Source organism: Mycobacterium sp. (assembly GCF_025965855.1).
Lineage (GTDB): Bacteria > Actinomycetota > Actinomycetes > Mycobacteriales > Mycobacteriaceae > Mycobacterium.
In genome coordinates, this window is sequence record NZ_JAOPWB010000320.1 from 1 (window position 1) to 25,469 (window position 25,469).

Below are 25,469 nucleotides of genomic sequence, written 5' to 3' on the forward strand. Positions count from 1 at the left end.
CCCCGGCGCCCGGCGCACCGGCGCCGGACGCGGCCCCGCCCGGCGCTCCGCCGCCCGGTGACGCTCCACCCCTTAGCGCAATGATGCCCGGAATGCTGCCCCCCGGCGGCGTCGGCGGCGGCGACCGCGCGACCGTCGTGCAGGCCGCGTTGACACAGGTCGGATCGCCCTACGTGTGGGGCGGTGCCGCGCCCGGCGGGTTCGACTGCTCCGGATTGGTGATGTGGGCGTTCCAGCAGGCCGGCATCTCGCTGCCGCACTCCAGTCAGGCTCAGGCTCAAGGCGGTCAGCCGGTGGCGGTGTCGGATTTGCAGCCCGGCGACGTGGTGACCTTCTACTCCGATGCGTCACATAGCGGCCTCTACATCGGTGACGGCATGGTGATCCATTCATCCACCTATGGGGTGCCGGTGCGGGTGGTGCCGATGAATGCCGCAGGTCCGATCCACGACGCCCGCCGCTACTGATCGCCCCGGCTGGCCCCGTCGGCGGCTCCCGATCCTGCTGGCCTGGGTGTTTGCGCTCGAGCTGATTGTGGCCGCGGCCGTGCCGTTCGACGCGGCCGGCGATAGCAAGGCAAGGCACGCGCAGCTCGTCACGCCCGCACGCGGCCAGGTGGGCGCCGCGGCGAAGTCGCTGGTGGTCGGTGACCGCACCGTCCGGCTGGTGGGACTCGGCGGCCCGGCCAGCGACCGGCTGCTGTCCCGGGTGGCGTCCAACATCGGGGCCGCGGTCAACGCGGTGGAGGCGTTCTGGGGTGTTGATTGGCCGCGCGATATCTCGGTGCTTGCCGCCGGCTCGGACGAGCAGTTTCGCGCCGCGGCCGGCGGGGGACCGGCGTCGCAGTGGGCCGACATCGCCGCTGTGACGGTCGCCGACAGGGTCGATCCCACGCGCCGGTTGGCGGTCGGCCAGCGGATCGTGTTCGCGCCGGGCGCCGCCAACATGAATGCGGCCGGGCTGCGAATTGTCTTGACCCACGAGCTTTTTCACTACGCCGCCCGCGCTGAGACCGCCTTGGATGCGCCCCAATGGCTCACCGAGGGGGTGGCCGATTTCGTTGCCCGGCCACAGAGCCCGGTGCCCGCCGATGCGCTGCCGGTGCCGCTGACGCTGCCGACCGACGGCGATCTGGAGGCGCCGGGGCCGCTGCGCTCGTTGGCCTACGACCGCGCGTGGTGGTTCGCCCGCTTCGTCGCCGACACCTACGGGCCGCCAAAGCTGCGCGATCTGTACCTGGCCAGCTGCGGTGTCGGGCACGCCGATGTGCCCACCGCCGTGCACGACGTCCTCGGCATCGACCCCGCCGGGCTGCTGGTGCGCTGGCACCAGTGGCTGGCCCGCTAGCCTGACGCAGGTGAGCCGGGTCCTGCTGGTAACCAACGACTTTCCGCCCCGCCCGGGCGGCATTCAGTCCTACCTCGGCGAGTTCGCCGGCCGGCTGGCCGGCGCGGGGTCGCATTCCGTGCTGGTGTACGCACCGCAATGGAAGGGCGCCGACGCCTTTGATGACTCGGCCGAGGCGGCCGGATACCGCGTGGTGCGGCATCCGGGCACGCTGATGCTGCCCGGCCCGGCGGTCGATGCGCGGATGCGCCGGATGATCGGCGAGCACGGCATCGACACCGTCTGGTTCGGCGCGGCCGCGCCGCTGGCGCTGCTGGCCCCGCGGGCCCGGCTGGCCGGGGCGTCCCGGGTGCTGGCCAGCACTCACGGCCACGAAGTCGGCTGGTCGATGCTGCCGGTCGCGCGCTCGGTGCTGCGTCGCATCGGCGACGGCACCGACGTCGTGACCTTCGTGAGCCGCTACACCCGGTCGCGCTTCGCGTCGGCCTTCGGTCCCGCGGCGAGGCTGGAGTACCTGCCGCCCGGGGTGGACACCGACCGGTTCCGGCCCGACCCGGCCGCCCGGGCCGAGCTGCGCGCCCGCTACGGGCTGGGCGAGCGGCCGACCGCGGTGTGCCTGTCGCGGCTGGTGCCGCGCAAGGGTCAGGACGCGCTGATCAAGGCGCTGCCGTCGATCCGGCGGCGGGTCGACGGGGCGGCGCTCGTCATCGTCGGCGGCGGTCCCTACCTGGACACGCTGCGCAAGCAGGCCACCGACTGCGGCGTGGCCGAGCACGTGACATTCACAGGGGGCGTGCAGGCCGCCGAACTGCCCGCCCATCACGCGATGGCCGACGTGTTCGCGATGCCATGCCGCACCCGCGGCGCCGGCATGGACGTCGAGGGCTTGGGCATCGTCTACCTGGAGGCCTCGGCGACGGGCGTGCCCGTCATCGCCGGCCTATCGGGTGGGGCCCCGGAAACGGTGCGGCACAACAAGACCGGGCTGGTGGTCGACGGCCGCTCGGTGAACGAGGTCGCCGAGGCCGTCGTCGAGTTGCTCGCCGATCGCGACCGGGCCGCCGCGATGGGCGCGGCCGGGCGCGAGTGGGTGACGTCCCAGTGGCGCTGGGACACGCTGGCCGCCCGGCTGGCCGATTTGCTGGGCTGAACCGGCCGAATCGGGCGACCGGACGGCTAGTCCTTCTCGTAGATCGACTCGATATCGGAGGCGAACTTCTCGGCCACCACGTTGCGCTTGACCTTCATCGTCGGCGTCAGCTCGCCGGTGTCCTCGGTGAAGTCGACCGGCAGAATGCGGAACTTGCGGATCGACTCGGCGTGCGACACCGCGAGGTTGGCGTGCTTGACGGCAGCGTCCACCTCGGCGAACAGGTCTGGGTCGGTGGCCAGGTCGGCGACCGACGAGTCGACGGCCTTGTGGTTGCGCTCCTTCCAGCCACCGAATGCCTCCGGGTCGATGGTGATCAGCGCGCCGATGAACGGCTTGGCGTCGCCCACCACCATGGCCTGGCTGATCAGCGGGTGCGCCCGCAGCTGGTCCTCGAGCACCGCGGGGGCGACGTTCTTGCCGCCGGCGGTGACGATGATTTCCTTCTTGCGGCCGGTGATCTTCAGGAAGCCGTCCTCGTCGAGCGCGCCCAGATCGCCGGTCTTGAACCAGCCGTCGGTGAACGCGTCGGCGGTGGCCTGCTCGTTGCGCCAGTAGCCGCCGAACACCACGCCGCCGCGCACCAACAGCTCGCCGTCGTCGGCGATGCGCATGCTATTGCCGGGCAGCAACGTCCCGACCGTCCCGATCTTGACCCTGCCGACCTGGTTGACCGTGATGGCCGAGCTGGTCTCGGTCAGGCCGTAGCCCTCGTGGATGGTCAGGCCCACGCCGCGGTAGAAGTGGCCCAGCCGCGCGCCCAGCGGTGCCCCACCCGAGACGGACGCGTGGCAGTCGCCGCCCAGCGCCGTGCGCAGCTTGTGGTAGACCAGCCGGTCGAACAACGCGTGCTTGGCGCGCAGCAGCAGCCCCGGCCCGCCATCGTCCTGGGCCTGGCTCCAGTCGACCGCGGTTTGCACGGCCATCGCGAAGATGCGCCCCTTCCCGTCATTGACGGCGTTCTGCTCGGCGGTGTTGTACACCTTCTCGAACACCCGCGGCACCGACACCACGACCGTCGGCTTGAAGACCGCCAACATCGGCAGCAGGTTCTTGATGTCGCTGGTGAATCCGACCGTCACCTTGTTGGCGAACGCGGACAAGGTGAGCGACCGGGCCAGCACGTGGGCCAGCGGCAGGAACACCAGCAGCCGCTGCCCCTCGTTCAGCAGCGTCGGCAGGCATTCCTTGGCGCCCCGGCTCTCGTAGAGCAGGTTGGAATGGGTGAGCTGGCAGCCCTTGGGCCGCCCGGTGGTGCCCGAGGTGTAGATCAGCGTTGCCGGGTCGTCGGCGCGCAGCGCCTCGAGGCGGGCGGTCAGCTCGGCCGGCTCCACCTCCGCCCCGGACTCGGTGAGCTGGTCGAGCGCCTTGGGGCCCGAACCGTCGATGTGCAGCACCCGGCGCAGGGCGGGCAGCTCGGCGGTGAGCTCGGTGACCATCGCGGCGTGCGCGTCGGTCTCGGCAAACGCCAACACCGATCCCGAGTCCTGCAGCACCCAGCGCACCTGTTCGGCCGACGACGTCTCGTAGATTGGCACGGTGACCGCGCCCACCGACAGGATCGCCAGATCCAGGATCGCCCACTCGTAGCGGGTGGCCGAAAAGATGGCTACCCGGTCGCCGGCCTGCACCTCCTGGGAGATCAAACCCAGCGCCGCGGCGCGAACCTGCTGGGCCGCCTCGGCGCAGGTGACATCGGTCCAGACGCCGTCGATCTGCCGTTGAAAGATGACAAAGCTGGGGTCATCGCGCTCGTGCTCGAAGACCATGGCCGCGACGTTTTCGTGCTCGCCGACGGTAAAGCGGGCGGGGACGCTGTACTCACGCACTCTGGTGACTCCATTGGCTCGTGATGTTGCCTGCCCCTTTGCGGGCCGGCTTGCTGTGGCCCAGCCTAATCCGCTATTTCGCGCAGCATGGTGAAGGTCGGCCGGGCGGCCACGGAGCTTGCGGCTCCGCTCCGGCATGGCGCCCGCGCGGGCCCGGGCGCCTGCATACGGACGATTCGGATCGGTGTGTGAAGCTGTGGGGGTGAACAGCATTCAGATCGCCGACCAGACGTTTGTCGCCGCCGGCGGCCCGCGGGTGGGCGCCGCGGTCGCGGACACGTCCTGCTGGCGCCGGTGGTGGCCGGACCTGCGGCTGCAGGTCGTCGAGGACCGCGCCGAAAAAGGCATCCGGTGGGCGGTGACCGGCGCGTTGACCGGCACCATGGAGGTCTGGCTGGAACCGTCGCTGGACGGGGTGGTGCTGCACTACTTCCTGCACGCCGAACCCACCGGCGTGTCGGCGTGGCAGCTGGCAAAGTTGAACTTGGCGAAGATCACGCACCGCCGTCGGGTGGCGGGTAAAAAAATGGCCTTCGAGGTCAAGAGGACGGCGGAACGGTCACGTCCGGTCGGCGTTTCTCCGGTAGTTTGATTTCGATCAAGGTTTGGCGGTAGGAGTACCGTTTCCGCCCGGAGGCCGGGGTAGTCCTGCACATCGCGGGCCTACGCGCTCGCGGGAGAGAGGGCATCAGCCAGGTGGCAGACAAGACGACGCAGACCATCCACATCGAAGCCGATCCGGGCACGGTCCTGGAGGTGATCGCCGACATCGATTCCTACCCGGAGTGGATCTCGGAATACAAGGAAGCCGAGGTGCAAGAGAGGGGCGCCGACGGCTACCCGAAGACCGTGCGATTCGTGATGGACGCCGGCATCATCAAGGACACCATGGTGATGGCCTACCAGTGGCCCAAAGACCGTCAGTCGCTGAGCTGGACCCTGGTCTCCAGCTCGCTGCTGCGTTCGCTTGAAGGTTCATATCGCTTGGCGCCCAAGGGATCTGGCACTGACGTCACCTATGAACTCTCCGTCGACCTCGCCCTCCCAATGATCGGCTTGCTCAAGCGCAAGGCCGAGCGGCGGTTGACCGACACCGCTTTGAAGGATCTAAAGAAACGAGTAGAGGCTGAGTGAGTCCAGCGAATTCCGGGTGCCCGCCCCGGCCCGGATCAGTCTGTTCGTTGGGAAGGGCGGGGTAGGAAAATCCACCCTGGCATCCGCTACCGCGGTCTGCGACGCAGGCACGGGGCAGCGGGTACTGGTGGTGTCCACCGATCAGGCGCACTCGCTGGGCGACGTGCTGGGTGTCCCGGTTCCGCCGAGCGGCCGGTGCGAACTGGTTCGGGTGCTCGCCGATGACGCGGAGGCGGGCGGCGGTTTCCTCGAGGCACTGGCACTGGACACCCTGGCCCTGCTGGAGGCCCGCTGGCACGACGTGGTCAGCACTTTGGATCGGCGCTTTCCCGATTCCGAGTTGAGCACCATTGCGCCCGAAGAGCTTTCGGCGTTGCCGGGCGTTCAGGAAGTGCTGGGCCTGCACGCCGTCGGCGAGCTCGCCGCCTCGGGGCGATGGGATCGCATCGTCGTGGATTGCGCCTCGACAGCGGATGCGTTGCGAATGTTGACCTTGCCCGCCACCTTTGGGCTCTACGTGGAACGCGCGTGGCCACGCCATCGCAGGCTGTCCATTGCCGCCGACGACGCCCGCTCGGCCGCGATGGTGGAGCTGCTGGAGCGCATCAGCGGCAGCGTCGACCGCCTCAGCGAGTTGCTGACCGACGGCGAGCGGGTCACCGCGCATCTGGTGCTGACCCCCGAGCGGGTGGTGGCGGCCGAGGCGGTGCGGACGCTGGGTTCACTGGCGCTGATGGGGGTGCGGGTCGAGGAGCTGATTGTCAACCAGGTCCTGACCGAGGACGAGTCCTACGAGTACCGCAACCTGCCCGAGCACCCGGCGTTCTACTGGTACGCCGAACGCATCGCCGAACAACGCGTTGTTCTCGACGAACTCGACGCCACCATCGGCGACGTGGCGCTGGTGCTGACCCCGCACCTGTCCGGCGAGCCGATCGGCCCCAAGGCGCTGGGCTCGCTGCTCGACAGCGCCCGCCGGCGCGGCGGGGCGGCGCCGCCGGGTCCGTTGCGTCCGGTCGTGGACCTCGAATCCGGATCGGGGCTTGGGTCGATATACCGTATGCGGCTAACGTTGCCCCAGCTCGATCCCGGAGGACTGTCGTTGGGCCGAGTCGACGACGACTTGATAATCAGCGCCGGAGGGCTGCGGCGCAGGGTCCGCTTGGCGTCCGTGCTGCGGCGATGCACGGTGCTCGACGCGCACCTGCGGGGCAGCGAGCTGACTGTTCGCTTTCGACCGGATCCGGAGGTGTGGCCTAAGTGAGCGGGGCTCATCCCGATATCGGTCCCGAGTTGCGCAGACTTGCCCAGGCGATCCTGGACGGGATCGACCCGGCGCTGCGGACGGCGGCGGCTTTGACGGCGGGCGGGGGCTCGGACGGTAAAGGGACGGGCAAGTGCCAGCAGGTGTGGTGTCCCGTGTGCGCGCTGGCCGCGCTGGCCACCGGTGACCAGCACCCGTTGCTTACCGTGATCGCCGACCACAGCATCGCCCTCCTCGAGGCGATCCGCGGCATCGTCGACGACATCGACCGTTCGGCGAAACCGCCACCCGCCGGCCCGCCCGGCGGCGGTGGCGCCGACGCCGACGCCGAGCCCGACGCCGGTGACGCCACCGCGAAGACCCGTTACCAGCCCATCCCGGTCACCGTCGAGGAGTGAACCGCCCGCCCGAAGGTGGTCCCTTGCGCTGGGGATCGGTACAGTTGGCGCAGAACAGCGATGGGTGCGGGCGAGAGGCAGGGCCATGTGGTACTGGCTAGTCAAGTATATAGCGCTGGGCCCGTTGCTCTCCCTGCTTGGGCGACCGAAAGTTGAAGGGCTGGAATACGTTCCAACTTCCGGGCCGGCGATCCTGGCGAGTAATCACCTCGCCGTGATGGACAGCTTCTTCCTGCCGCTGGTGGTCCGGCGCCGGATCACCTTCCTCGCGAAGTCCGAATACTTCACCGGCACCGGACTGAAGGGCTGGCTCAGCCGGTGGTTCTTCACCGCCGTCGGGCAGGTGCCGATCGACCGCTCCGACGCCGACGCCGCCCAGGCCGCGCTCAACACCGCCGAGCAGGTGCTGGCGCAGGGCAAGCTGCTGGGCATGTACCCCGAGGGCACCCGCTCGCCCGACGGCCGGTTGTACAAGGGCAAGACGGGGCTGGGGCGGCTGGCGCTGGAAACCGGGGTTCCGGTGATCCCGGTGGCGATGATCGGCACCAATGTGGTCAACCCGCCCGGCAGCACGACGCTGCGCTTTGGGCGCGTCACCGTCCGGTTCGGCAAGCCGATGGAATTCTCACGTTTCGAGGGAATGGCCGGCAACCGCTTCATCGAGCGGGCCGTCACCGACGAGGTGATCTACGAGCTGATGGGGCTCTCCGGGCAGGAGTACGTCGACATCTACGCGGCCAGCCTCAAGGACCGCGGCAACGGCGACGAACCGACCAGTGAGGCCGCGCGGATCCCCGAGACCGCCGCCGGTTAGCGCGCCGCGGATCAGCTGGCGGCCGGCACCGGCGTCAGCGGGCGCGCCGCCGAATCCCGCGACGTCGCCCGCGCGGTGACGGTCAATCCGGCCGCGACGATGACCGCCAACGCCCACCACACGTAGGACGCCCCCGCAAGCTGGCGCCACCAGTTCGCGGTCGTCTCGTGGTGCTTGGGTAGCAGGTCGATCGGCGTCCACCTCATCAGCGCCACCCCGATGGCGCTGAGCACGGCCAGCACGACGTTGCGGCGCCGCCAGGCCAACGTCCCGGTCACCAGGACCGCCGGCAGCACCCAGACCCAGTGGTGTGACCAGGACACCGGCGAAACCACCAACCCGAACAGCGCGACGCACACCACGGCCAGGATGGGCTCGCCGGCCCGCAGCACCCGCCGCATCGCCCAGATCGTCGCCGCCAGCACCAGCAGGCACGCGGCGACCCACAACGGGAACCGTTCGTGCTCGTCGAGCCCCAACCGGGCGAGGGCGCCCGCGATGTTCTGGTCGGTGTTCAGCGCGGCCTCACCGATCCGGTCGGTGTGGTGGACGGTGCGCGTCCAGTATTCCCACGAATCGCTCCATGCCAGCGCGAAGCCCAGCAGGGTCATGGCCGCGAACGACGCCATGGCGGTCAGGGCGGCGCGGTTGTCGCGGCGCAGCAGGAAGTAGAGCAAGAAAACCGCCGGCGTGAGTTTCAGCGCGATGCCCAGCCCCAGCAGCAGCCCGCGCGGCCATGGCGTGCGGCGCGGCATGCAGTCGGCGATCACCAGCGTCATGAGCACGACGTTGATCTGGCCGAAGGCGAAGTTCGAGGCGATCGGCTCCAGCCAGGTCGTCGCCGCCGCCGCGATGATCACCGCCAACCACAGCCGGCGCAGCCACGCCGGGCCGGGCAGGACGGCCGACGTGTTCCACACGTCGAGGCCGGTCAGCACGATCACCGTCGAGACGATCAGCAGCACCAAGGTCACAAGCGTGATCGCCACCCCGGCGGCCGGCATGTGCAGCCAGGAGAACGGGCAGAACACGATGGCCGCCAGCGGGGGGTAGGTGAACGGCAGGTTCAGTCCGATGGGTGTGTGGAACAACACGTCCCCGCGGTAGAGGGGCTGGTTGTCCAGCCAGGCCCGGCCGCCCATCTGATAGATGTCGATGTCGATGCGGTACGGGATGTGTCCGAACAGGCCCGAGGCCACGTAGTACATCGCCGCGGCCGCAACCAGCCAAAGCAGGCACCACAGCAATGCCCGCCCGGGTTGACTGCCCGCGCCGGGCGCCCGCCATCTACTCATGTCGCAGAACAGCGTAATCGGTGCCTGGAACAAGGGAAGCCGGCCACGTGCCGCAGCGCGGCTCCCGCGCCGGCCGGAAATGCAGGCGTACGTTTCAGGGGTGCTCCACTGGTTCGTGTTCGGGGTGGCCACTTGGTTCGCGCATGACATCGTCGACCGCGGCCGGCTGCCCCTGCTGTGCTGCCTGGTCGCTTTCATCCTGACGTTTTTCGTCACGCGAACGTGCGTGCGGGTGATCCGCCACCGCGCCAACACCGGTCGGTCGGCCCGATGGTGGCAACCGCGCAATGTCCACATCGGGGAAGTGCACATCCACCACGTGGCGTTCGGGGTGGTGCTTGTGATGCTTTCCGGGTTGATGTTGGTGACCCTGTCCATCAGCGGACAAGAACCCGAATTCACCCTGGCCGCAACCCTTTTCGGGGTCGGGGCCGCGTTGGTTCTCGACGAGTACGCCTTGATCCTGCATCTGTCCGACGTCTACTGGGAAGAGGACGGCCGCACGTCGGTGGACGCGGTGTTCGCGGCGGCGGCGGTGGCCGGGCTTTTGATAATGGGCCTGCATCCGCTGATGTTCTTCCTTCCGGTCTGGCACGCCGCCGATTCGGTGCTGCTGCGCGCCGGGGTGGGTGGCGTTCTGGTGGTGGCGCTGCCGCTGGCCGTGGTGGTGGTGCTGAAGGGCAAGGTGTGGACCGGATTGCTGGGCATGTTCATCGTCGTGCTGCTGGTCATCGGCGCGGTCCGGTTGTCACGTCCGCATGCCCCGTGGGCCCGGTGGCGCTACACCGACCAGCCGGACAAGATGCGACGCGCGCTGCAGCGGGAACGGCGGCTGCGCCGTCCCGTCGTGCGGGTCAAGCTGTGGGTGCAATGCGCGATCGCGGGTACCCCGCGCCTGCCCGACCAGCGCGCGGTCGACGCGCAGCTCGACCATGACGTGCACGCGGCACCGGCACCCACCGTGCCCATCCTGATCAGCCGATAGGCCGCGCCGGGCGGCCCCCTAAGCTTTCTCCGGTGCGGTACTTCTACGACACCGAGTTCATCGAGGACGGCCGCACGATCGAACTGATCTCGATCGGGGTGGTCGCCGAGGACGGCCGCGAGTACTACGCCGTGTCCACCGAATTCGATCCCGAGCGTGCCGGTAGCTGGGTGCGCGCCAACGTGCTGCCCAAGCTGCCGCCCCCGGCGTCTCCGTTGTGGCGCTCGCGCAAGCAGATCCGGCTGGATCTGGAGGAGTTCTTCGGCGTGGACGGCACCGAGCCCATCGAACTGTGGGCCTGGGTGGGGGCCTATGACCACGTGGCGTTGTGCCAGCTGTGGGGCGCGATGTCGGCTCTGCCGCCGGCGATACCCCGGTTCACCAGGGAATTGCGGCAGTTGTGGGAGGAACGGGGATCCGCCCGGATGCCGCCGCGGCCGCGGGACGCCCACGACGCCCTGGTCGATGCCCGCGATCAACTCCGCCGATTCAGGCTGATCACCTCCGTCGAGGGCGCACCGGGACGTTCGCCCTGATCAGGCCTGACCAGCCGGTGCCGAACCCCAGTTACCATGGACCGATGAACTGGACCGTCGACATACCGATCGACCAGCTGCCGCCGCTGCCGCCGCTCTCGACCGAGCTGCGGGCGCGACTGGACGCCGCGCTGGCCAAGCCGGCCGCCCAGCAGCCCAGCTGGGACGCCGAACAGGCCGCCGCGATGCGCACGGTGCTCGAGAGCGTGCCGCCGGTCACGGTGCCGTCCGAGATCGTCCGGCTGCAGGATCAGCTGGCGCAGGTCGCGAGGGGCGAGGCCTTCCTCCTGCAGGGCGGTGACTGCGCGGAGACGTTCGTCGACAACACCGAACCCCACATCCGCGGCAACATCCGCACCCTGCTGCAGATGGCCGTCGTGCTGACCTACGGGTCGAGCCTGCCGGTGGTCAAGGTGGCCCGCATCGCCGGCCAGTACGCCAAGCCCCGGTCGGCCGACCTCGACGCGCTGGGCCTGAGGTCCTACCGCGGCGACATGATCAACGGCTTCGCCCCCGACCCCGCTGCCCGCGAGCACGACCCGTCGCGGCTGGTGCGCGCCTACGCCAACGCCAGCGCCGCGATGAACCTGGTGCGGGCGCTGACCTCGTCGGGGCTCGCGTCGCTGCACCTGGTGCACGACTGGAACCGGGAATTCGTCCGGACCTCGCCGGCCGGCGCGCGTTACGAGGCGCTGGCGACCGAGATCGACCGCGGGTTGCGCTTCATGAGCGCCTGCGGGGTCGCCGACCGCAACCTGCAAACCGCCGAAATCTATGCCAGCCACGAGGCTTTGGTGCTCGACTACGAGCGGGCGATGTTGCGCTTGTCCGACGTCGAAGGCGCGGAGCCGCAGCTGTATGACCTGTCGGCACACACCGTGTGGGTCGGCGAGCGGACCCGCCAGCTCGACGGCGCGCACATCGCGTTCGCCGAAGTGATCGCCAACCCGATCGGCGTGAAGATCGGACCGACGATGACCCCCGAGCTGGCCGTCGAATACGTGGAGCGCCTCGACCCGCACAACAAGCCCGGGCGGCTGACGTTGGTGAGCAGGCTGGGCAACAACAAGGTGCGTGACCTGCTGCCGCCGATCGTCGAGAAGGTCCAGGCCACCGGGCACCAGGTGATCTGGCAGTGCGACCCGATGCATGGCAACACGCACGAATCCTCCAACGGCTACAAGACCCGGCACTTCGACCGCATCGTCGACGAGGTGCAGGGGTTCTTCGAGGTGCACCGCGCGCTGGGCACCCATCCCGGCGGCATCCACGTCGAGATCACCGGCGAAAACGTCACCGAGTGTTTGGGTGGGGCGCAAGACATTTCGGACACCGACCTGGTCGGGCGCTACGAGACGGCCTGTGACCCGCGGCTGAACACCCAGCAGTCGCTGGAGTTGGCGTTCCTGGTCGCCGAGATGCTGCGCGACTAGAAGTCCTGAGCGCGAGCAGACGCAAAATCGCCCAAAAACCACGCGTTTTGGGCGATTTTGCGTCTGCTCGCCGTTAGAGCAGGCCGCTCAGGTTGCTTCCGATCGTCCAGGCCACGGTCGCGACCAGCCCGGTGAGCGCGAGCACGACCGCCACCCACACCAGCACCATCCGCCGGGCGTGCTGGCGGGCCCAGACGAATTCGCTGATCGCGATGCCCGCGAATTCGCCTGAGACCGGCTGGTATTCGTATTCGTCGGGTTCGGACTCGGGGGCGGCCGGGCGGGCCGGCTCGGCCGACTCCGCGGGCCCGCGGGGGAGCTGACGGGTGGGGCGGCGAACTGGCTGAGCGGTGGCCGGGCGCTGGCTCATCCGGCTGTGGTGCAGCGCCGCCGACCGGTGTTGGGCGGAGTTGCGCGGCGCCGGCACCCGGAAGTCCGGCAGGGCGAGTTCTTCGGCGATCGCCGACAGGTCGGCGCCCATCTCGAGCGCGTCGGCGTACCGGTCCGCGGGGTCGCGCGCGGTCGCCCGCTGCACCAACTCGTCGAATTGCGGGGGCACGCCGTCGATCGCCGCACTGGGCGTCGGCACGTCGGCGTCCAACCGTCGGTACGCGATCGACAACGCCGAGTCGCCGGTGAACGGTGTGTGCCCGGTCAGCAGCTCATAGGTGAGGATCCCGGCGGAGTAGACGTCGCTGCGCGGGCCGGCGTTGCCGTCGCGCACTTGCTCGGGCGACAGGTAGGCGGCGGTACCCAGAATGACGCTGGTGGAGGTGATTCCGGCGGCCGCGACGGCGCGGACCAACCCGAAATCGGCGATCTTGACGTCGCCGTCGTCGGAGATCAGGACGTTCTCGGGCTTGACGTCGCGGTGCACCAGCCCGGCGCGGTGCGCCGCGGCCAGCCCGCCCAAAACCGGGCGAAGCACGGCCGCCACGGCATGGGGCGGCATCGGACCGCGCTCGGCCAGCAACTCGCGCAGCGTGCCGCCCTCGATGAGCTCCATCACCAAGAAGGGATGCCGGGCGTCCATGCCCTGGTCGTAGACCGCAACCAGCCCGGGATTTTTCAGCCGGGCGACCGTGCGTGCCTCGAGCTGGAAGCGGGTCAGGAATTGGTCATCGCCGGCATAGCGAGAGTCCATGACCTTCACCGCGACCGGGCGGTCGAGCCGGACGTCGAGGCCGCGGTACACCGTCGAGGTGCCGCCGCTGGCTATCGCGGACTCGACGAGGTAGCGGCCGTCCAGCAACGCGCCCGGCAACGGGTCACTCGTCTGCGCTCCGGCCACTGGGCCATCGTAGGTGGGGGACGCGAAAACGTATGCCCAAGGCGCTGAGCGGGGCCTACACTTGCGCGGTGAGCAGTATTCCGGCCGGCGACGACGTCCTGGATCCCGGCGAGCCGACCTACGACCTGCCGCGGGCAGCCGAGGTGCTCGGCGTGCCGGTCAGCAAGGTGCAGCAGCAGCTGCGGGAGGGTCACCTGGTCGCGATCAGGCGTGGCGGCGGTGTGGTGGTGCCCCAGGTGTTTTTCACCAACTCCGGTGAGGTGGTCAAGAGCCTGCCGGGGCTGTTGACGATCCTGCACGACGGTGGTTATCACGAGACGGAGATCGTGCGCTGGCTGTTCACCCCCGACCCGTCGCTGACGGTCACGCGGGACGGCACCCGGGACGCCGTCAGCAACGCCCGTCCCGTCGACGCCCTCCATGCCCACCAGGCCCGGGAAGTGGTGCGGCGCGCGCAGGCTATGGCGTGCTGACGGATTCGGTCCCGTCGGGCTGAGGCTCCTGAGCCTCCGGCGCCCGGTACAGCGCGTAGGCGGCGGCCAGCGCGCAGGCGGTGGCCAGCGAGAAGTGCAGCCACGAATACATGCCGTGGGATCCATCGGGCTTGAAGATCACCATGACCCAGGTCGACAGGCCGGCGATGGCCGCGACCGCCCGTCTTGACTGGGCCAGCGGGGCCGCCACCGCCAGCGGCCAGGAGTAGTACCAGGGCAGGGCGGCCGGGACGAACAGCACCACGATCAGCATCGACCACGCGATCCCCGTCAGCGCCGCGCGGTCGTCGCGGCGGAACCGCCACCACAACAGCGGCAATGACACCGCGATGATCGCGATGCCGATGAACCGGGTGATGCGCAGCGTGGCGTAGAAGTCGACCGGAAAGAAGCCGCTGCCGAGGGCGTGGATCAGGTTGGCGACCGCGGTCGGCACGGTCAGCCAGTTGATGATCTTCACCGACCCGGCCAACGCGGTCAGCCAACCCAGCCCGACGCCGGCCGCCGCGGACAAGATGGCGAACACGACGGCGAATACCACCAGGGATATCGCGGTCGCCGCCAAAAACGCCGGCAGGGGGCGATACCCGCGCCGGTCGCACAGGTGTCGCATCCATACCCACACCAGGAAAGGCAACGAGATTCCGGCGGTGGCCTTGACCGCGATCGCCACCGTGATCAGCACGACGCCCAGGACGTGGCGGCCCTGGAAGCTGAGCGCGATCCCGGCGGCCATCAGGCCCACCATCAGCATCTCGTTGTGCACGCCGCCCATCAGGTGGATGAGCACGAGTGGGTTGAGAACGCAGATCCACAGCGCCAGTGCGCCGTTGGTGCCCAGTTGATGGGCGAGCCGGGGGGTGGCCCAGATCAGCAGCGCCAATCCGGGCAGCATGCACAGGCGCAGCAGCATCGTCCCGACGATGACGTGGTTGCCGACCAGCATCGTGATCAGCTTCGCGATCAGGATGAACGCCGGCCCGTAGGGCGCCGTGGTGATGGTCCAGATGGGACTTACGTTGTCCAGCAAGGCGTTTGGGTTTGCCACCGGACCGACCGCGTAGGGGTCGAAGCCGTCGCGCAGTAGCGCGCCCTGCGCCAGGTAGGAGTAGGTGTCGCGGCTGAAGACGGGCACCGACAACAGCAACGGCGCCAACCAGAAGCCGGTGGTCGCCCTCATGGTGAACTCGGTCGCGTTCCCGGCCAGCGCGCGCCGGCCCAGGCTCACCCACGCGATCAGCGTGAGGCCCACGCCCGTCCACAACACGATCGACGACAGCACCAGTCCGTGGCCGAAGCGCAGCCAGGACAGGTGCAGCGTTTCCAGCAGGGGGTCGTGCGGTTTGGTGCTGCCCGCTCCCAGCCCGCCCAGGGTAATCAGCACCGAGCCCAGGAAGCCGAGCTTCGCCGGTCGGGCCTCCGGTGTGGCGGAGAACGCGACGAGCCTTGAAACATATTGGGTCACAGACCGTTTGGTCGCTGACGAATCGGCGGCCGGGATATGTGTCGTGGAATCAAAGGGGGTCGTCATCGGCTTAGGCGGACCGATTCGTGGCCATCCTGGCCAGCTCGGCCAGCCCCGCCTTGGCCGGCGCGTTGATGGGCGCCGCCGCGAGCGTGGCCAGCGCCCGCTCGGTCAACGCCGCAATGCGTTGCTCCGCCGCGGCCAGCGCGCCCACCGACTCGATGACCTCGCGCAGTTCGCCCACCTGCGCGTCGGTCAACTCCGCGCCGATCGAACTGCGTAACCGGTTGGCCGCCAACGGGTCTGACTTGTCGGCCAGCTCCACCGCCTCGGCCAGCAGCACGGTCCGCTTGCCGGATCTCAGGTCGTCGCCGGACGGCTTGCCCGTCACCGCGGGGTCGCCGAACACTCCCAGCACGTCGTCGCGCAGCTGAAACGCCACGCCGAGGTCGGTCCCGAATTCTTTGAAGATCACCTGCACGTCGGGCCGGTCGGCGGCGGCCGCCACGCCGAGCTGCAGCGGTCGCGCCACGGTGTAGCAGGCCGTCTTGAAGGTGTCGACGTTCATCGCCGACGCGACCGACTCGGCGCCGCTGGCCTCGGCGACGATGTCGAGGTATTGCCCGCCCAGCACCTCGGTGCGGATGTCGGCCCACACGCGCTGGACGCGGCCGCGTGCCTCGGGCGGCAGCGCCAGCCCGACCACCTGGAAAACTATGTCGTCGGCCCAGGCCAGCGCGAGGTCCCCGAGCAGGATGGCCGCCGACGTCCCGAACCGCTCCGGTGAGCCTCGCCAGCGCCGGTCGCGGTGCAGCGCGGCGAAGCGGACGTGGGCGGTCGGCTTCCCGCGGCGGGTGGAGGAGTCGTCGATCACGTCGTCGTGCACCAGCGCGCAGGCGTGCAGCAGTTCGAGCGCGGAAAACAGCAGCAACACTTCGGGATCGGGATCCCCGGTTGCCACCGCCCGCCAGGCCCAATAGGCGAACGCGGGCCGCAGCCGCTTGCCCCCGTTGAGCACGAAGTCCTCGAGGGCGGCGATCAGAACGTCGTAGTCGGCGCCTTCCGAGCTTATGTACGCGGTCTGGGCGCGCCGGTCGTGCAGATACCGCCGAAGTTGCTCGGTGATGGCGCCGGTCAACTCGACGGTTGCCGCTGCTGCTGCGGCTTCTAGGCTCAACGCGGCGCCCCTTTCTGCTCGGCGTGCGTGTATTTCTTCCAGGGGCGACAGTGTATGTCGACTCCGGGGCCCAGTTGCTTCGACTGCCTCACTATTTCGCCCCTATGCTGGCGATCTGGGAAATAAGTCGCCTGATGGATCTGATGGATAGGAGCCGCGTGACCCTCAACACCATCGCGCTCGAGTTGGTGCCCCCCAACGTGGAAGACGGTAAGGAGCGGGCACTCGAGGACGCGCGAAAAGTGGTGCGGTACTCGGGCGAGTTCGGCCTCGAGGGCCGGATCCGGCACGTGATGATTCCCGGGATGATCGCGGAAGACGACGATCGGCCGGTCGCCATGAAGCCGAAGCTGGACGTGCTGGACTTCTGGTCGATCATCAAGCCGGAATTGCCGGGGTTCCAGGGCCTGTGCACCCAGGTGACCGCGTTCATGGACGAGGCCTCGCTGCGCCGGCGGCTGACCGATCTGTGCGCCGCCGGGATGGAGGGCGTGGTCTTCGTCGGCGTCCCGCGCACCATGAACGACGGTGAGGGCTCCGGCGTCGCGCCGACCGACGCCCTGTCGATCTATCGCGACCTGGTGACCAACCGCGGCGTGATCGTGATCCCCACCCGCGACGGCGAGCAAGGCCGGCTGAACTTCAAATGCGACCAGGGCGCGACGTACGGCATGACGCAACTGCTGTATTCCGACGCCATCGTGGGCTTCCTGACCGATTTCGCCAAGCACACCGATCACCGGCCCGAAATCCTGCTGTCCTTCGGCTTCGTGCCGAAGGTGGAGAGCCGCGTCGGCCTGATCAACTGGCTGATCCAGGACCCGGGCAACGCCGCGGTGGCCGGCGAGCAGGAGTTCGTCAAACGGTTGGCCGGCAGCGAACCGGACCAGAAGCGCCGGCTCATGGTTGACCTGTATCAGCGCGTGATCGACGGCGTCGCCGAGCTCGGCTTTCCGCTCAGCATCCATTTCGAGGCGACCTACGGGGTTTCTGGGCCCGCGTTCCAGACCTTCGCGGAGATGCTGGACTACTGGTCGCCCTAGCTGGGCGGCTGGTCGCGCGGTGCGGTGAGCCGCGGGGAGCGGTCGCGGCTCATCCAGGCCAGCAGCGCCACCACGCCGGCCACCGCGAAGGATGCGATGCCCAGCCACACGCCCGCGCCGGTGAAGTTACGGGTGTTGGGATCGGTGTAGCGAGCGTTGGCGGTCATGGTGGTCACCACGCCCGGTTTGAGCTTCCACGACACCACGTCGGGCTCGACGCGGTCGCCGTTGGTGGAGGTCACGACGCCGGGAAAGGCGACCGTCAGCTCGACGTCGGCGTCGTTGTCGGTCACCGACGTCAGGTCCGCCCGGCCCTCCATGATCACCAGGTTGCCATTCCGGCGCAGCGACAGATTTACGCCTTGGGCATCGGAGTTCATGTTCGCCAGCTGCGGCAGCTCGGCGAAGGTCAGATCGGAGAACACCGCCTGCGACCCCACGTAGCCGTCGCTGTCGTAGTTCGACACCGCCACTTTCTGTCCGAACGGCAGGTTATTGGTGTCGAGCTGCGGACCGGCGTCCTTCGGGGTCTTCGGTTTGGCCGCGGCGATGATCTCCCCGGACACCAGGTCGTCGGGCGAGACGGTGAGCGACGCCCGGACCCGCAGGCACCCGCTGGCCAGGGGCACGATCAGCAGCAGCATCGCGATGGCCAGCACGCGGCGCCGCCGGGGCGTGACTCCGCGGGCTCGAGCCGGGGTAGGGCTGGCGTGCACCAGGTCATCGTGCCAGATCCTTCTGCGCCGCTTCGGCGGGTCGTCCGGTGTGGCGTTCCGGCGGTGGCGCGCCGGGCCGCTGCAGCTACAGCGGAAGAGCGCGGCCCAGGATCGCGAATGCGCGTGGGTCCCCGGCGAAGTGGTAGCGACGGATGATGTCGGTGAAGCCAAGTCGCCGGTACAGGCGCCACGCGCGGTTGGCCTCTCCGTTGGTTTCCGGCGTGGAGAGCAGGACGTTCTTCTCGGCGCGCCCGGCGAGCAGCCGGCGGGCCAATGCCTCGCCGAGGCCGCGGCCTTGCGCGCGGGGGTGAATGTGCAGCTCCGTCAACTCGAAGTAGCTTCTCATCAGCTGGGCGATTTCCTGCGGTGGCAGGCCGCCGCGTTGCAAGCCCAGCACCACCTGCTGCTGCCACCACTGCCCGGGCGCCCCGGCGTAGCCGTAGGCCACGCCGAGCAGCGGCGCGTCGCTCAGTTCGGCGGCCGACGGGGGTTCGGCGCCGAGCCCCTCGGCCGCCTCGAGCTCTACGACGGCCACCCCCTGCCAGCCGTGTCGGCGGACGTGTTCGAGCCACATTGCGGCGCGCTGGTTCTCGGTGCCCCGCGGGTATCGCATCGCTTCGACGTACACCCCGAGGGCGTCAGACAGACGGCGCTCCATATCGTTCGGCGGCAGATCGATGAGGAATATCGCCAACTCGCGGTGTCCTCCTCATCGGGTGGCTTCATGTGTGAGTTCGGGCCCCGTGCCGCTGTCGCCATTATCCGACCCCCGCGGATCCGCGCGCCCAGCGGTCGTGGCTAGGAGCCTGCGGGGACCGGCGGCGCGCGCCGCTTCGCAAGCGGGTTGCAGCGCACCGTCGTTGCGGGGTGCAGCAGTGTGGAGACGTGGCCGGGATAGAATCGCTGCCGAAGCAGTGGTACGGCGCAGATTGACCTCGTATCATTTGTGATAGTTGCCTGACACCGGGCATCCGCGTGCTATCGATAGTTACGTGCCAAACTGTCGGCAAGGAGGGACGAATGCCACTCTCCGATCATGAACAGCGGATGCTCGATCAGATCGAGAGCGCCCTCTACGCCGAAGATCCCAAATTCGCGTCGAGCGTCCGTGGCGGAGGGTTGCGTGCACCGACCGCGCGGCGGCGCCTGCAAGGCGCGGCGTTGCTCGTCATCGGCTTGGCGATGCTGGTTTCCGGAGTGGCGTTCAAAGCCACGATGATCGGAAATTTCCCGATCCTCAGCGTCTTTGGTTTCATCGTGATGTTCGCCGCTGTGGTCTATGCGATCACCGGCCCGCGGTTGTCGGGCAGGCAGGACCGTTCCGGGTCGCCGCCCGGATCGTCGCGTCAGCGTCGGAACAAGGGCGGCGGCTCGTTCACCAGTCGTATGGAGGATCGGTTCCGCCGGCGCTTCGACCAGTAGCGGGACCGTCAGGCACACAGGGGCGTCATAAGGGGTGGCCGCGACGGCTGCCCCGTTTTTCATGCTCGAGTGAGCGGATGCGCCTCGTGCCTGCGCCGTGCGCGCAGGTTCGGCCTGATGGGTGGCCCTTGCGCTTTCCGACTCCGAATTGAGCCCAAACCGAGTCCCGCGCGCGCGATTCGTGCCCCACCGGGCCCCACCCACGAGCCCCACTGCGCCCCACTTGGCCGTTTCACGCCCCTGAGGTGCGCTTTTCTCACGTCGCGGTCGGGTGGCGCCCGGAGGTGGCGGGCCATCAAACGACACCGGGACCGTGCTTGGTGGCGGACACCCGGGAAAACTCGGCGACGACACCCCAATAATGGGGTGAAGTGGGGGATCGTGGGGTATGGTGGCCGAAGCGTTTGGGTGAGGCGAGAGCTGGGTCTCCACGGGAGGTGAGCTGGTGTTTCTCGGCACCTACACGCCCAAACTCGATGACAAAGGGCGGCTGACGTTGCCCGCCAAATTTCGCGACGCTCTGGCAGGGGGGTTGATGGTCACCAAGAGCCAAGACCACAGCCTCGCCGTCTACCCGCGGGCGGAATTCGAGCAGCTGGCGCGCCGGGCCAGCAAGACGTCGCGCAGCAACCCCGAAGCCCGAGCTTTCCTGCGCAATCTCGCCGCCGGCACCGACGAGCAGCATCCCGACGCGCAGGGCCGCATCACGTTGTCGGCCGACCACCGCCGTTACGCGAACCTGTCCAAGGACTGCGTGGTGATCGGGGCGGTCGACTACCTCGAGATCTGGGATGCGCAGGCCTGGCACGACTATCAGCAGACCCACGAAGAGAACTTCTCCGCGGCCAGCGATGAAGCACTCGGCGACATTATCTGAGGCGCATGCCCGTGCATCGTGGCCTCTGCCCGAACCGACCCTGGCGTACTTCCCCAACGCCAGGTTCGTACCTTCGGACAGGGACCCGGGTGCAAGGGCGGCCCGCGCCGTCCGGGGAGGCGTTGCGGTGGCTGAGAATTCACCTGATTTCGGGCATGTGCCCGTCCTGCTGCACCGCTGCGTCGAGCTGCTCACCCCCGCCCTGACGCGCCGCCACGCCGACGGGACCGGAGCGGTCCTCGTCGACGCCACGCTCGGCGCGGGTGGTCACGCGGAGCGGTTCCTCACCGAGCTGCCCGGCCTGCGGTTGATCGGACTCGACCGCGATCCCGGCGCTCTGGACATCGCGCGGGATCGACTGGCCCGGTTCGCCGACCGGGTCACCATGGTGCGCACGCGGTACGACGGCCTCGGCGAGGCGCTGGCCGAATGCGGCTATGCCGCAGCCGAATCGGTCGACGGAATGCTCTTCGACCTCGGCGTGTCCTCCATGCAGCTGGACCGCGCCGAACGGGGTTTCGCCTATGCCCAGGACGCGCCGCTGGACATGCGGATGGACCCGGCGTCGCCGCTGACCGCTGCCGACATCCTCAACACCTACGACCAGGCCGCGCTGGCGGACATCCTGCACCGCTACGGCGAGGAGCGGTTCGCCCGCCGCATCGCCGCGCAGATCGTTCGCCGGCGCGCCCGCGCCCCGTTCACCTCGACCGCGGAGTTGGTAGAGCTGCTGTACCAAGCGATTCCGGCGCCCGCGCGGCGCACCGGCGGGCATCCGGCCAAGCGCACCTTCCAGGCTCTGCGGATCGCCGTCAACGACGAGCTGACCTCGCTGCGCAACGCCCTTCCCGCCGCCCTGGATGCGTTGACGGGCGGCGGGCGCATCGTGGTGATGGCCTACCAATCGCTGGAGGACCGGATCGTCAAGCGCGCGTTCGCCGACGCGGTCGCGTCGCGGACGCCGGTGGATCTTCCTTTCGAGCTTCCCGGCCACGAGCCGCGATTCGGGGCGTTGACGCGCGGCGCGGAACGCGCGGACGTGGCCGAGGTCGAACGCAATCCCCGCAGCGCCGCAGTGCGATTACGGGCGCTGCAACGGCTGGGGCCGACCGTGGAATCACCGCAGGCTAGCGGGAAAGGCGACTCATGAAGGTAAAGCGCGAGACGCCCAAGCGCCGCGGCGGCGGTGACCGTCGGGGCGGACGCGACGGCTCGGCCCGCAAGGGCAGGCGCGCCGCGGCCGACTCGGCGTCGTCGCGCCGCACGCGGCCCGGGACCACCCCGGGCGACACCCGTGAGAGCCGGTCGCACAACTCCGGGCCGCAAACCAGCCCGATCGCCCGGCCGGTCGAGCGGTCGGGCCGGCCCAAAAATGCGAGCCAGGCCAAGGCGCGGGCCAAGGCGCGGAAAGCCAAGGCGCCCAAGGTCGTCCGGCCCCGTCTGACCGAGCGGCTGGCCACCCGGCTGGCGTCGATTGACCTGCGGCCGCGGACCCTGGCGAGCAAGGTCCCCTTCGTCGTGCTGATCATCGGTGCTCTCGGTCTGGGGCTGGGCCTGACGCTGTGGTTGTCCACCGCCTCCGCCGAGCGTTCCTATCAGTTGAGCCACGCCCGCGAGAAGAACCGCATGTTGCAGCAGCAGAAGGAGTCGCTGGAACGCGATGTGCGCGAGGCGGAGTCCGCGCCGGCGCTGGCCGAAGCGGCCCGCAAGCAGGGCATGATCCCGACGCGCGACACCGCACACCTGGTCCAGGATCCGATCGGTAACTGGGTGGTCGTCGGCAGCCCGAAGCCGGCCGACGGCGTGCCGCCGCCGCCGCTGAACGCCAAGCTTCCCGACGCGGCTCCGCCGGCGCCCCCGAGACCACCGGCGCCTCCGCCGGAGGTCCCTGTTCGGGTCGAACCCGGCGCCGGTGGCCCACCCGCTGCGGCCAGGCCCGGACCGGAGGCGTTGTTGCGCGCCCCGGATGGCTCGTCGACCGTGGGCGGCCAGCACCTGCCCGCGCAGGTCCCTTCGCAGGCCCTGGCCCCGCTGCCGGGGATGCCCGGCGGCCCGGCCACCGGGCACTTCCAGGGCGTGCCGCCCACGCCGGGACTGCCGACTCCGGCGGGATCTGCGCAGGCCCCCGTGCCCGCCGAAGTCCCAATTCCCATGGGCGGGCGGCCGATCCCGGCTCCCGCCACGGTGTCCGCTCCCGCGCCGCTGCCTGCGGAGGTGCCGGTCCCGGTGCGGCCGGGGACGGCGGCCCAAGCCCCGCAAGCTCCCCAAGCCGGGGTCCCCGTCCTCCCCGGGGCCACGCCGCCGCAGCCGGCCGTGCCGGCTAACGGCGAACAGTTCGGGCCCCTCACCGCTGCGACGCCGGATGCCCCCCGATGAGCCGCGGCGAAGCCGGGCGGACGCACCGGTCGCAGTCGGTGCGATCGACGCGCGGTCCCCGTAAACCCCAGGACCCCAAGGGCATCCGGCAACCGAAGAAGCTAAAAAAAGCCAAGCGAACCCGCCCGGCCGAAGCGATGGCGGTCGGTCACTCGGCACGCGAGCGGCGCACCCGCCAGATCGTGGACGTGGGGTCGCGCGGCGCGTCGTTCGTCCTCCGGCACCGGGCCGGCAACGCGGTGATCCTGGTGCTGATGGCGGTGGCGGCGGCGCAGCTGTTCGCCCTGCAGGTCACCAACGCCCCGAAGCTGCGCGCCCAGGCGGCCGGACAACTCAAGGTCACCGACGTCGAAAAGGCGGTCCGCGGCAGCATCGTGGACCGCAACAACGAACAACTGGCGTTCACCATCGAGTCGCGCGCGCTGACGTTCCAGCCCAAGCGGATCCAGCAGCAATTGGAGGAGGCGAAAAAGAGGAACTCCGCCGCCCCCGATCCGCAGGAGCGGTTGCGGGACATCGCCAAGGAGGTCTCCACCCGGCTGAACAACAAGCCGGACTTTCAGAGCGTGCTGAAGAAGCTGAAAAGCAACGACAATTTCGTCTACCTGGCGCGCGCCGTGGACCCCGCCGTCGCCGGCGCGATCTCGGAGAAGTTTCCCGAGGTCGGCTCCGAACGCCAGGATCTGCGCCAGTATCCGGGCGGATCGCTGGCGGCCAACATCGTCGGCGGCATCGATTGGGACGGCCACGGGCTGCTCGGGCTGGAGGATTCCCTGGATTCCGCGCTGTCGGGAACCGACGGCTCGGTCACCTATGACCGCGGATCCGACGGCGTCGTCATCCCCGGCAGCTACCGAAACCGGCACCGGGCGGTCAACGGCTCGACCGTGCAGCTGACCCTCGACGACGACATCCAGTTCTACGTCCAGCAACAGGTCCAGCAGGCAAAGGATTTGTCCGGGGCGCGCAATGTTTCGGCCGTCGTGCTGGATTCCAAGACCGGCGAGGTGCTGGCCATGGCCAACGACAATACCTTCGACCCGTCCCAGGACATCGGGCGTCAGGGCGACCGGCAACTGGGCAACCTGGCGGTGTCCTCGCCCTTCGAGCCGGGATCCGTGAACAAGGTGATCACCGCGTCCTCGGTCATCGAATACGGCCTGTCCAATCCCGACGAGGTGTTGCACGTCCCCGGCTCGATCCAGATGGGCGGCGTCGGCATTCATGACGCCTGGGATCACGGCGTGATGCCGTACACCACCACCGGCGTATTCGGGAAGTCGTCGAACGTCGGCACCCTGATGCTGGCGCAGCGCGTCGGCCCGGAACGCTTCTCTGACATGGTCCGCAAGTTCGGGCTCGGGCAGCGCACCAACGTCGGGCTGCCCGGTGAGAGCGCCGGGCTGGTGCCGCCCATCGACCAGTGGTCGGGCAGCACCTTCTCGAACCTTCCCATCGGCCAAGGGCTTTCGATGACCCTGCTGCAGATGACCGACATGTACCAGACCATCGCCAACGACGGGCTGCGGGTACCGCCGCGGATCATCAAGGCCACCATCGCGCCCGACGGGACCCGGACCGAAGAACCGCACCCGGAGGGCGTCCGGGTGGTGTCACCGCAGACCGCGCAGACCGTGCGAGGCATGCTGCGCGCCGTCGTGCAGCGTGACCCGATGGGCTACCAGCAGGGCACCGGGCCGGCGGCCGCGGTGTCCGGCTATCAGATAGCCGGCAAGACGGGCACCGCCCAGCAGATCAACCCCGGCTGCGGCTGCTACTTCGACGACGTCTACTGGATCACCTTCGCCGGCATGGCCACCGTCGACAATCCCCGCTACGTCATCGGCATCATGATGGACAACCCGCAGCGCAACGCCGACGGCACGCCCGGGCACTCGGCGGCCCCGCTGTTCCACAACATCGCGGGCTGGCTGATGCAGCGCGAGAACGTGCCGCTGTCACCGGATCCGGGACCGCCGCTGACGCTGCAGGCCACGTAAGGCCGCGACTGCGGCTGGGCGTTGATTGTGCGGTGACGGCGTTGGGCGTGCGCTCGGGGCGGAAGCCCGTATCACGCCGACAGCGCACTCTGAAAGCCTTCAACACACTCGAGACGACGTGCTCCCGGGCGGGCCTTTCCGTGTGCGCTGGGGGCCTTGAGAGTGCGTCTAGGACCAAAAATCGCCGAAATCTGCGCCGTCAGCACACACAAAACGCCCTCAGCACACACCCGACGCGACTTGCTCCCTGGGGCGTCCTTTGAGTGTGCGCCAGCGGCTTTGAGAGTGCATCTAGGGTCGAAAATCGCCGAAATCTGCGCCCTCGGCTCACACTGAACGCCCTCAGCACACACAGTGCGCCCTCAGCTCACACTGAACGCCCTCAGCTCACACTGAACGCCCTCAGCGCACACTGAAAGCCCT

The 25,469-nt window shown here is 69.1% G+C and carries 25 protein-coding genes; 18 read left to right on the forward strand and 7 right to left on the reverse strand.

Translation table 11 applies throughout. The features are described from left to right. From JWP83_RS27485 to pimB, 3 genes are all read left to right on the forward strand, one after another. Positions 1 to 467: NlpC/P60 family protein (locus tag JWP83_RS27485; RefSeq protein ID WP_297737869.1), on the forward strand; the 467-nt coding region annotated here is incomplete at its 5' end. 46 nt (positions 468 to 513) lie between these two features. Further along, positions 514 to 1,347: a hypothetical protein gene (locus tag JWP83_RS27490; protein WP_297737962.1), complete on the forward strand. Its 834-nt coding sequence runs from the start codon at positions 514 to 516 to the stop codon at positions 1,345 to 1,347. A 10-nt stretch (positions 1,348 to 1,357) separates the two neighbouring features. Next, positions 1,358 to 2,497 carry a GDP-mannose-dependent alpha-(1-6)-phosphatidylinositol monomannoside mannosyltransferase gene (gene pimB / locus JWP83_RS27495; protein WP_297737872.1) on the forward strand — a complete coding sequence of 380 codons (1,140 nt, stop codon included), beginning with the start codon at positions 1,358 to 1,360 and terminating at the stop codon, positions 2,495 to 2,497. Between the two features lie 26 nt (positions 2,498 to 2,523). Here the strand turns inward: pimB and JWP83_RS27500 are convergent, their stop codons facing one another. Beyond that, entirely contained in the window at positions 2,524 to 4,326 is a 1,803-nt protein-coding gene (locus tag JWP83_RS27500; protein WP_297737875.1) for a long-chain fatty acid--CoA ligase, read from the reverse strand. Between the two features lie 202 nt (positions 4,327 to 4,528). Between JWP83_RS27500 and JWP83_RS27505 the strand changes: the two genes are divergently transcribed. The 5 genes from JWP83_RS27505 to JWP83_RS27525 all read left to right on the forward strand — a co-directional run bounded on the left by JWP83_RS27505 (position 4,529) and on the right by JWP83_RS27525 (position 7,936). Then, on the forward strand, positions 4,529 to 4,918 hold the full coding sequence (locus JWP83_RS27505) for a polyketide cyclase / dehydrase and lipid transport (protein ID WP_297737878.1): 390 nt from the start codon (positions 4,529 to 4,531) through the stop codon (positions 4,916 to 4,918). A gap of 104 nt (positions 4,919 to 5,022) precedes the next feature. Continuing rightward, complete coding sequence (locus tag JWP83_RS27510; protein ID WP_297737882.1) at positions 5,023 to 5,460, forward strand: SRPBCC family protein; 438 nt, start codon at positions 5,023 to 5,025, stop codon at positions 5,458 to 5,460. A 16-nt stretch (positions 5,461 to 5,476) separates the two neighbouring features. Then, complete coding sequence (locus tag JWP83_RS27515; protein ID WP_297737885.1) at positions 5,477 to 6,724, forward strand: ArsA family ATPase; 1,248 nt, start codon at positions 5,477 to 5,479, stop codon at positions 6,722 to 6,724. Then, positions 6,721 to 7,122 (forward strand): hypothetical protein, encoded by a 402-nt coding sequence (locus JWP83_RS27520; protein ID WP_297737888.1) that lies wholly within the window; start codon positions 6,721 to 6,723, stop codon positions 7,120 to 7,122. Before JWP83_RS27515 ends, JWP83_RS27520 begins: the two co-directional genes overlap by 4 nt. An 85-nt stretch (positions 7,123 to 7,207) precedes the next feature. Then, the gene (locus tag JWP83_RS27525) at positions 7,208 to 7,936 is read left to right on the forward strand and encodes a 1-acyl-sn-glycerol-3-phosphate acyltransferase (protein WP_297737891.1); all 729 of its coding nucleotides are present in this window, start codon (positions 7,208 to 7,210) and stop codon (positions 7,934 to 7,936) included. Positions 7,937 to 7,947: 11 nt separating this feature from the next. Here the strand turns inward: JWP83_RS27525 and JWP83_RS27530 are convergent, their stop codons facing one another. Then, positions 7,948 to 9,231, reverse strand: coding sequence for a glycosyltransferase 87 family protein (locus JWP83_RS27530; protein WP_297737894.1), 1,284 nt, complete (start codon positions 9,229 to 9,231; stop codon positions 7,948 to 7,950). A 100-nt stretch (positions 9,232 to 9,331) separates the two neighbouring features. Here JWP83_RS27530 and JWP83_RS27535 point away from each other — a divergent pair, with 100 nt between their 5' ends. The 3 genes from JWP83_RS27535 to JWP83_RS27545 are packed head-to-tail and all read left to right on the forward strand — an operon-like array spanning position 9,332 to position 12,185. Beyond that, positions 9,332 to 10,216, forward strand: coding sequence for a hypothetical protein (locus JWP83_RS27535; RefSeq protein ID WP_297737897.1), 885 nt, complete (start codon positions 9,332 to 9,334; stop codon positions 10,214 to 10,216). Between the two features lie 32 nt (positions 10,217 to 10,248). Continuing rightward, complete coding sequence (locus tag JWP83_RS27540) at positions 10,249 to 10,752, forward strand: polyadenylate-specific 3'-exoribonuclease AS (protein ID WP_297737900.1); 504 nt, start codon at positions 10,249 to 10,251, stop codon at positions 10,750 to 10,752. Between the two features lie 44 nt (positions 10,753 to 10,796). Continuing rightward, a complete protein-coding gene (locus JWP83_RS27545) occupies positions 10,797 to 12,185 on the forward strand; it encodes a class II 3-deoxy-7-phosphoheptulonate synthase (protein ID WP_297737903.1) in 1,389 nt (462 codons plus the stop codon). 73 nt (positions 12,186 to 12,258) lie between these two features. Here JWP83_RS27545 and JWP83_RS27550 read toward each other — a convergent pair whose 3' ends face one another. Further along, positions 12,259 to 13,476: a protein kinase gene (locus JWP83_RS27550; RefSeq protein WP_297737905.1), complete on the reverse strand. Its 1,218-nt coding sequence runs from the start codon at positions 13,474 to 13,476 to the stop codon at positions 12,259 to 12,261. 68 nt (positions 13,477 to 13,544) lie between these two features. On the opposite strand from JWP83_RS27550, the gene JWP83_RS27555 reads away from it, so the two are divergent. Beyond that, positions 13,545 to 13,949, forward strand: coding sequence for an Rv2175c family DNA-binding protein (locus JWP83_RS27555; RefSeq protein ID WP_297737908.1), 405 nt, complete (start codon positions 13,545 to 13,547; stop codon positions 13,947 to 13,949). Here the strand turns inward: JWP83_RS27555 and JWP83_RS27560 are convergent. Then, positions 13,936 to 15,501 carry an alpha-(1->6)-mannopyranosyltransferase A gene (locus JWP83_RS27560; protein WP_297737911.1) on the reverse strand — a complete coding sequence of 522 codons (1,566 nt, stop codon included), beginning with the start codon at positions 15,499 to 15,501 and terminating at the stop codon, positions 13,936 to 13,938. The genes JWP83_RS27555 and JWP83_RS27560 overlap by 14 nt on opposite strands. Positions 15,502 to 15,505: 4 nt before the next feature. After that, entirely contained in the window at positions 15,506 to 16,573 is a 1,068-nt protein-coding gene (idsA2, locus tag JWP83_RS27565) for a bifunctional (2E,6E)-farnesyl/geranyl diphosphate synthase (protein ID WP_297737965.1), read from the reverse strand. 197 nt (positions 16,574 to 16,770) lie between these two features. Here idsA2 and JWP83_RS27570 point away from each other — a divergent pair, with 197 nt between their 5' ends. Then, positions 16,771 to 17,655, forward strand: coding sequence for a mycobacterial-type methylenetetrahydrofolate reductase (locus JWP83_RS27570; RefSeq protein ID WP_297737914.1), 885 nt, complete (start codon positions 16,771 to 16,773; stop codon positions 17,653 to 17,655). Here the strand turns inward: JWP83_RS27570 and JWP83_RS27575 are convergent. Together JWP83_RS27575 and JWP83_RS27580 are read right to left on the reverse strand one after the other, a co-directional pair. Next, positions 17,652 to 18,299, reverse strand: coding sequence for a DUF3153 domain-containing protein (locus JWP83_RS27575; protein ID WP_297737968.1), 648 nt, complete (start codon positions 18,297 to 18,299; stop codon positions 17,652 to 17,654). The genes JWP83_RS27570 and JWP83_RS27575 overlap by 4 nt on opposite strands. 157 nt (positions 18,300 to 18,456) lie before the next feature. After that, complete coding sequence (locus JWP83_RS27580; RefSeq protein ID WP_297737917.1) at positions 18,457 to 19,065, reverse strand: N-acetyltransferase; 609 nt, start codon at positions 19,063 to 19,065, stop codon at positions 18,457 to 18,459. Between the two features lie 326 nt (positions 19,066 to 19,391). Here JWP83_RS27580 and JWP83_RS27585 point away from each other — a divergent pair, with 326 nt between their 5' ends. From JWP83_RS27585 to JWP83_RS27605, 5 genes are all read left to right on the forward strand, one after another. After that, positions 19,392 to 19,793: a DUF3040 domain-containing protein gene (locus JWP83_RS27585; protein WP_297737920.1), complete on the forward strand. Its 402-nt coding sequence runs from the start codon at positions 19,392 to 19,394 to the stop codon at positions 19,791 to 19,793. Between the two features lie 445 nt (positions 19,794 to 20,238). Next, on the forward strand, positions 20,239 to 20,670 hold the full coding sequence (mraZ, locus tag JWP83_RS27590) for a division/cell wall cluster transcriptional repressor MraZ (protein WP_293320627.1): 432 nt from the start codon (positions 20,239 to 20,241) through the stop codon (positions 20,668 to 20,670). After that, positions 20,645 to 21,820: a 16S rRNA (cytosine(1402)-N(4))-methyltransferase RsmH gene (gene rsmH, locus JWP83_RS27595; protein WP_297737926.1), complete on the forward strand. Its 1,176-nt coding sequence runs from the start codon at positions 20,645 to 20,647 to the stop codon at positions 21,818 to 21,820. Before mraZ ends, rsmH begins: the two co-directional genes overlap by 26 nt. Next, positions 21,817 to 23,046, forward strand: a complete 1,230-nt coding sequence (locus JWP83_RS27600) for a hypothetical protein (protein WP_297737929.1) — start codon at positions 21,817 to 21,819, stop codon at positions 23,044 to 23,046. Before rsmH ends, JWP83_RS27600 begins: the two co-directional genes overlap by 4 nt. After that, on the forward strand, positions 23,043 to 25,046 hold the full coding sequence (locus JWP83_RS27605) for a penicillin-binding protein 2 (protein WP_297737932.1): 2,004 nt from the start codon (positions 23,043 to 23,045) through the stop codon (positions 25,044 to 25,046). Before JWP83_RS27600 ends, JWP83_RS27605 begins: the two co-directional genes overlap by 4 nt. Positions 25,047 to 25,469 lie beyond the last annotated feature (423 nt).

Excerpts from the sequence above, each read along its gene's own strand:
- JWP83_RS27525 (WP_297737891.1), top strand. The coding sequence starts at position 7,208 with ATGTGGTACTGGCTAGTCAAGTATATAGCGCTGGGCCCGTTGCTCTCC.
- JWP83_RS27605 (WP_297737932.1), top strand. The coding sequence starts at position 23,043 with ATGAGCCGCGGCGAAGCCGGGCGGACGCACCGGTCGCAGTCGGTGCGA.
- JWP83_RS27530 (WP_297737894.1), bottom strand. The coding sequence starts at position 9,231 with ATGAGTAGATGGCGGGCGCCCGGCGCGGGCAGTCAACCCGGGCGGGCA.
- JWP83_RS27575 (WP_297737968.1), bottom strand. The coding sequence starts at position 18,299 with ATGCTGCTGCTGATCGTGCCCCTGGCCAGCGGGTGCCTGCGGGTCCGG.
- rsmH (WP_297737926.1), top strand. The coding sequence starts at position 20,645 with ATGAAGCACTCGGCGACATTATCTGAGGCGCATGCCCGTGCATCGTGG.
- JWP83_RS27560 (WP_297737911.1), bottom strand. The coding sequence starts at position 15,501 with ATGACGACCCCCTTTGATTCCACGACACATATCCCGGCCGCCGATTCG.
- JWP83_RS27545 (WP_297737903.1), top strand. The coding sequence starts at position 10,797 with ATGAACTGGACCGTCGACATACCGATCGACCAGCTGCCGCCGCTGCCG.
- JWP83_RS27600 (WP_297737929.1), top strand. The coding sequence starts at position 21,817 with ATGAAGGTAAAGCGCGAGACGCCCAAGCGCCGCGGCGGCGGTGACCGT.
- JWP83_RS27585 (WP_297737920.1), top strand. The coding sequence starts at position 19,392 with ATGCCACTCTCCGATCATGAACAGCGGATGCTCGATCAGATCGAGAGC.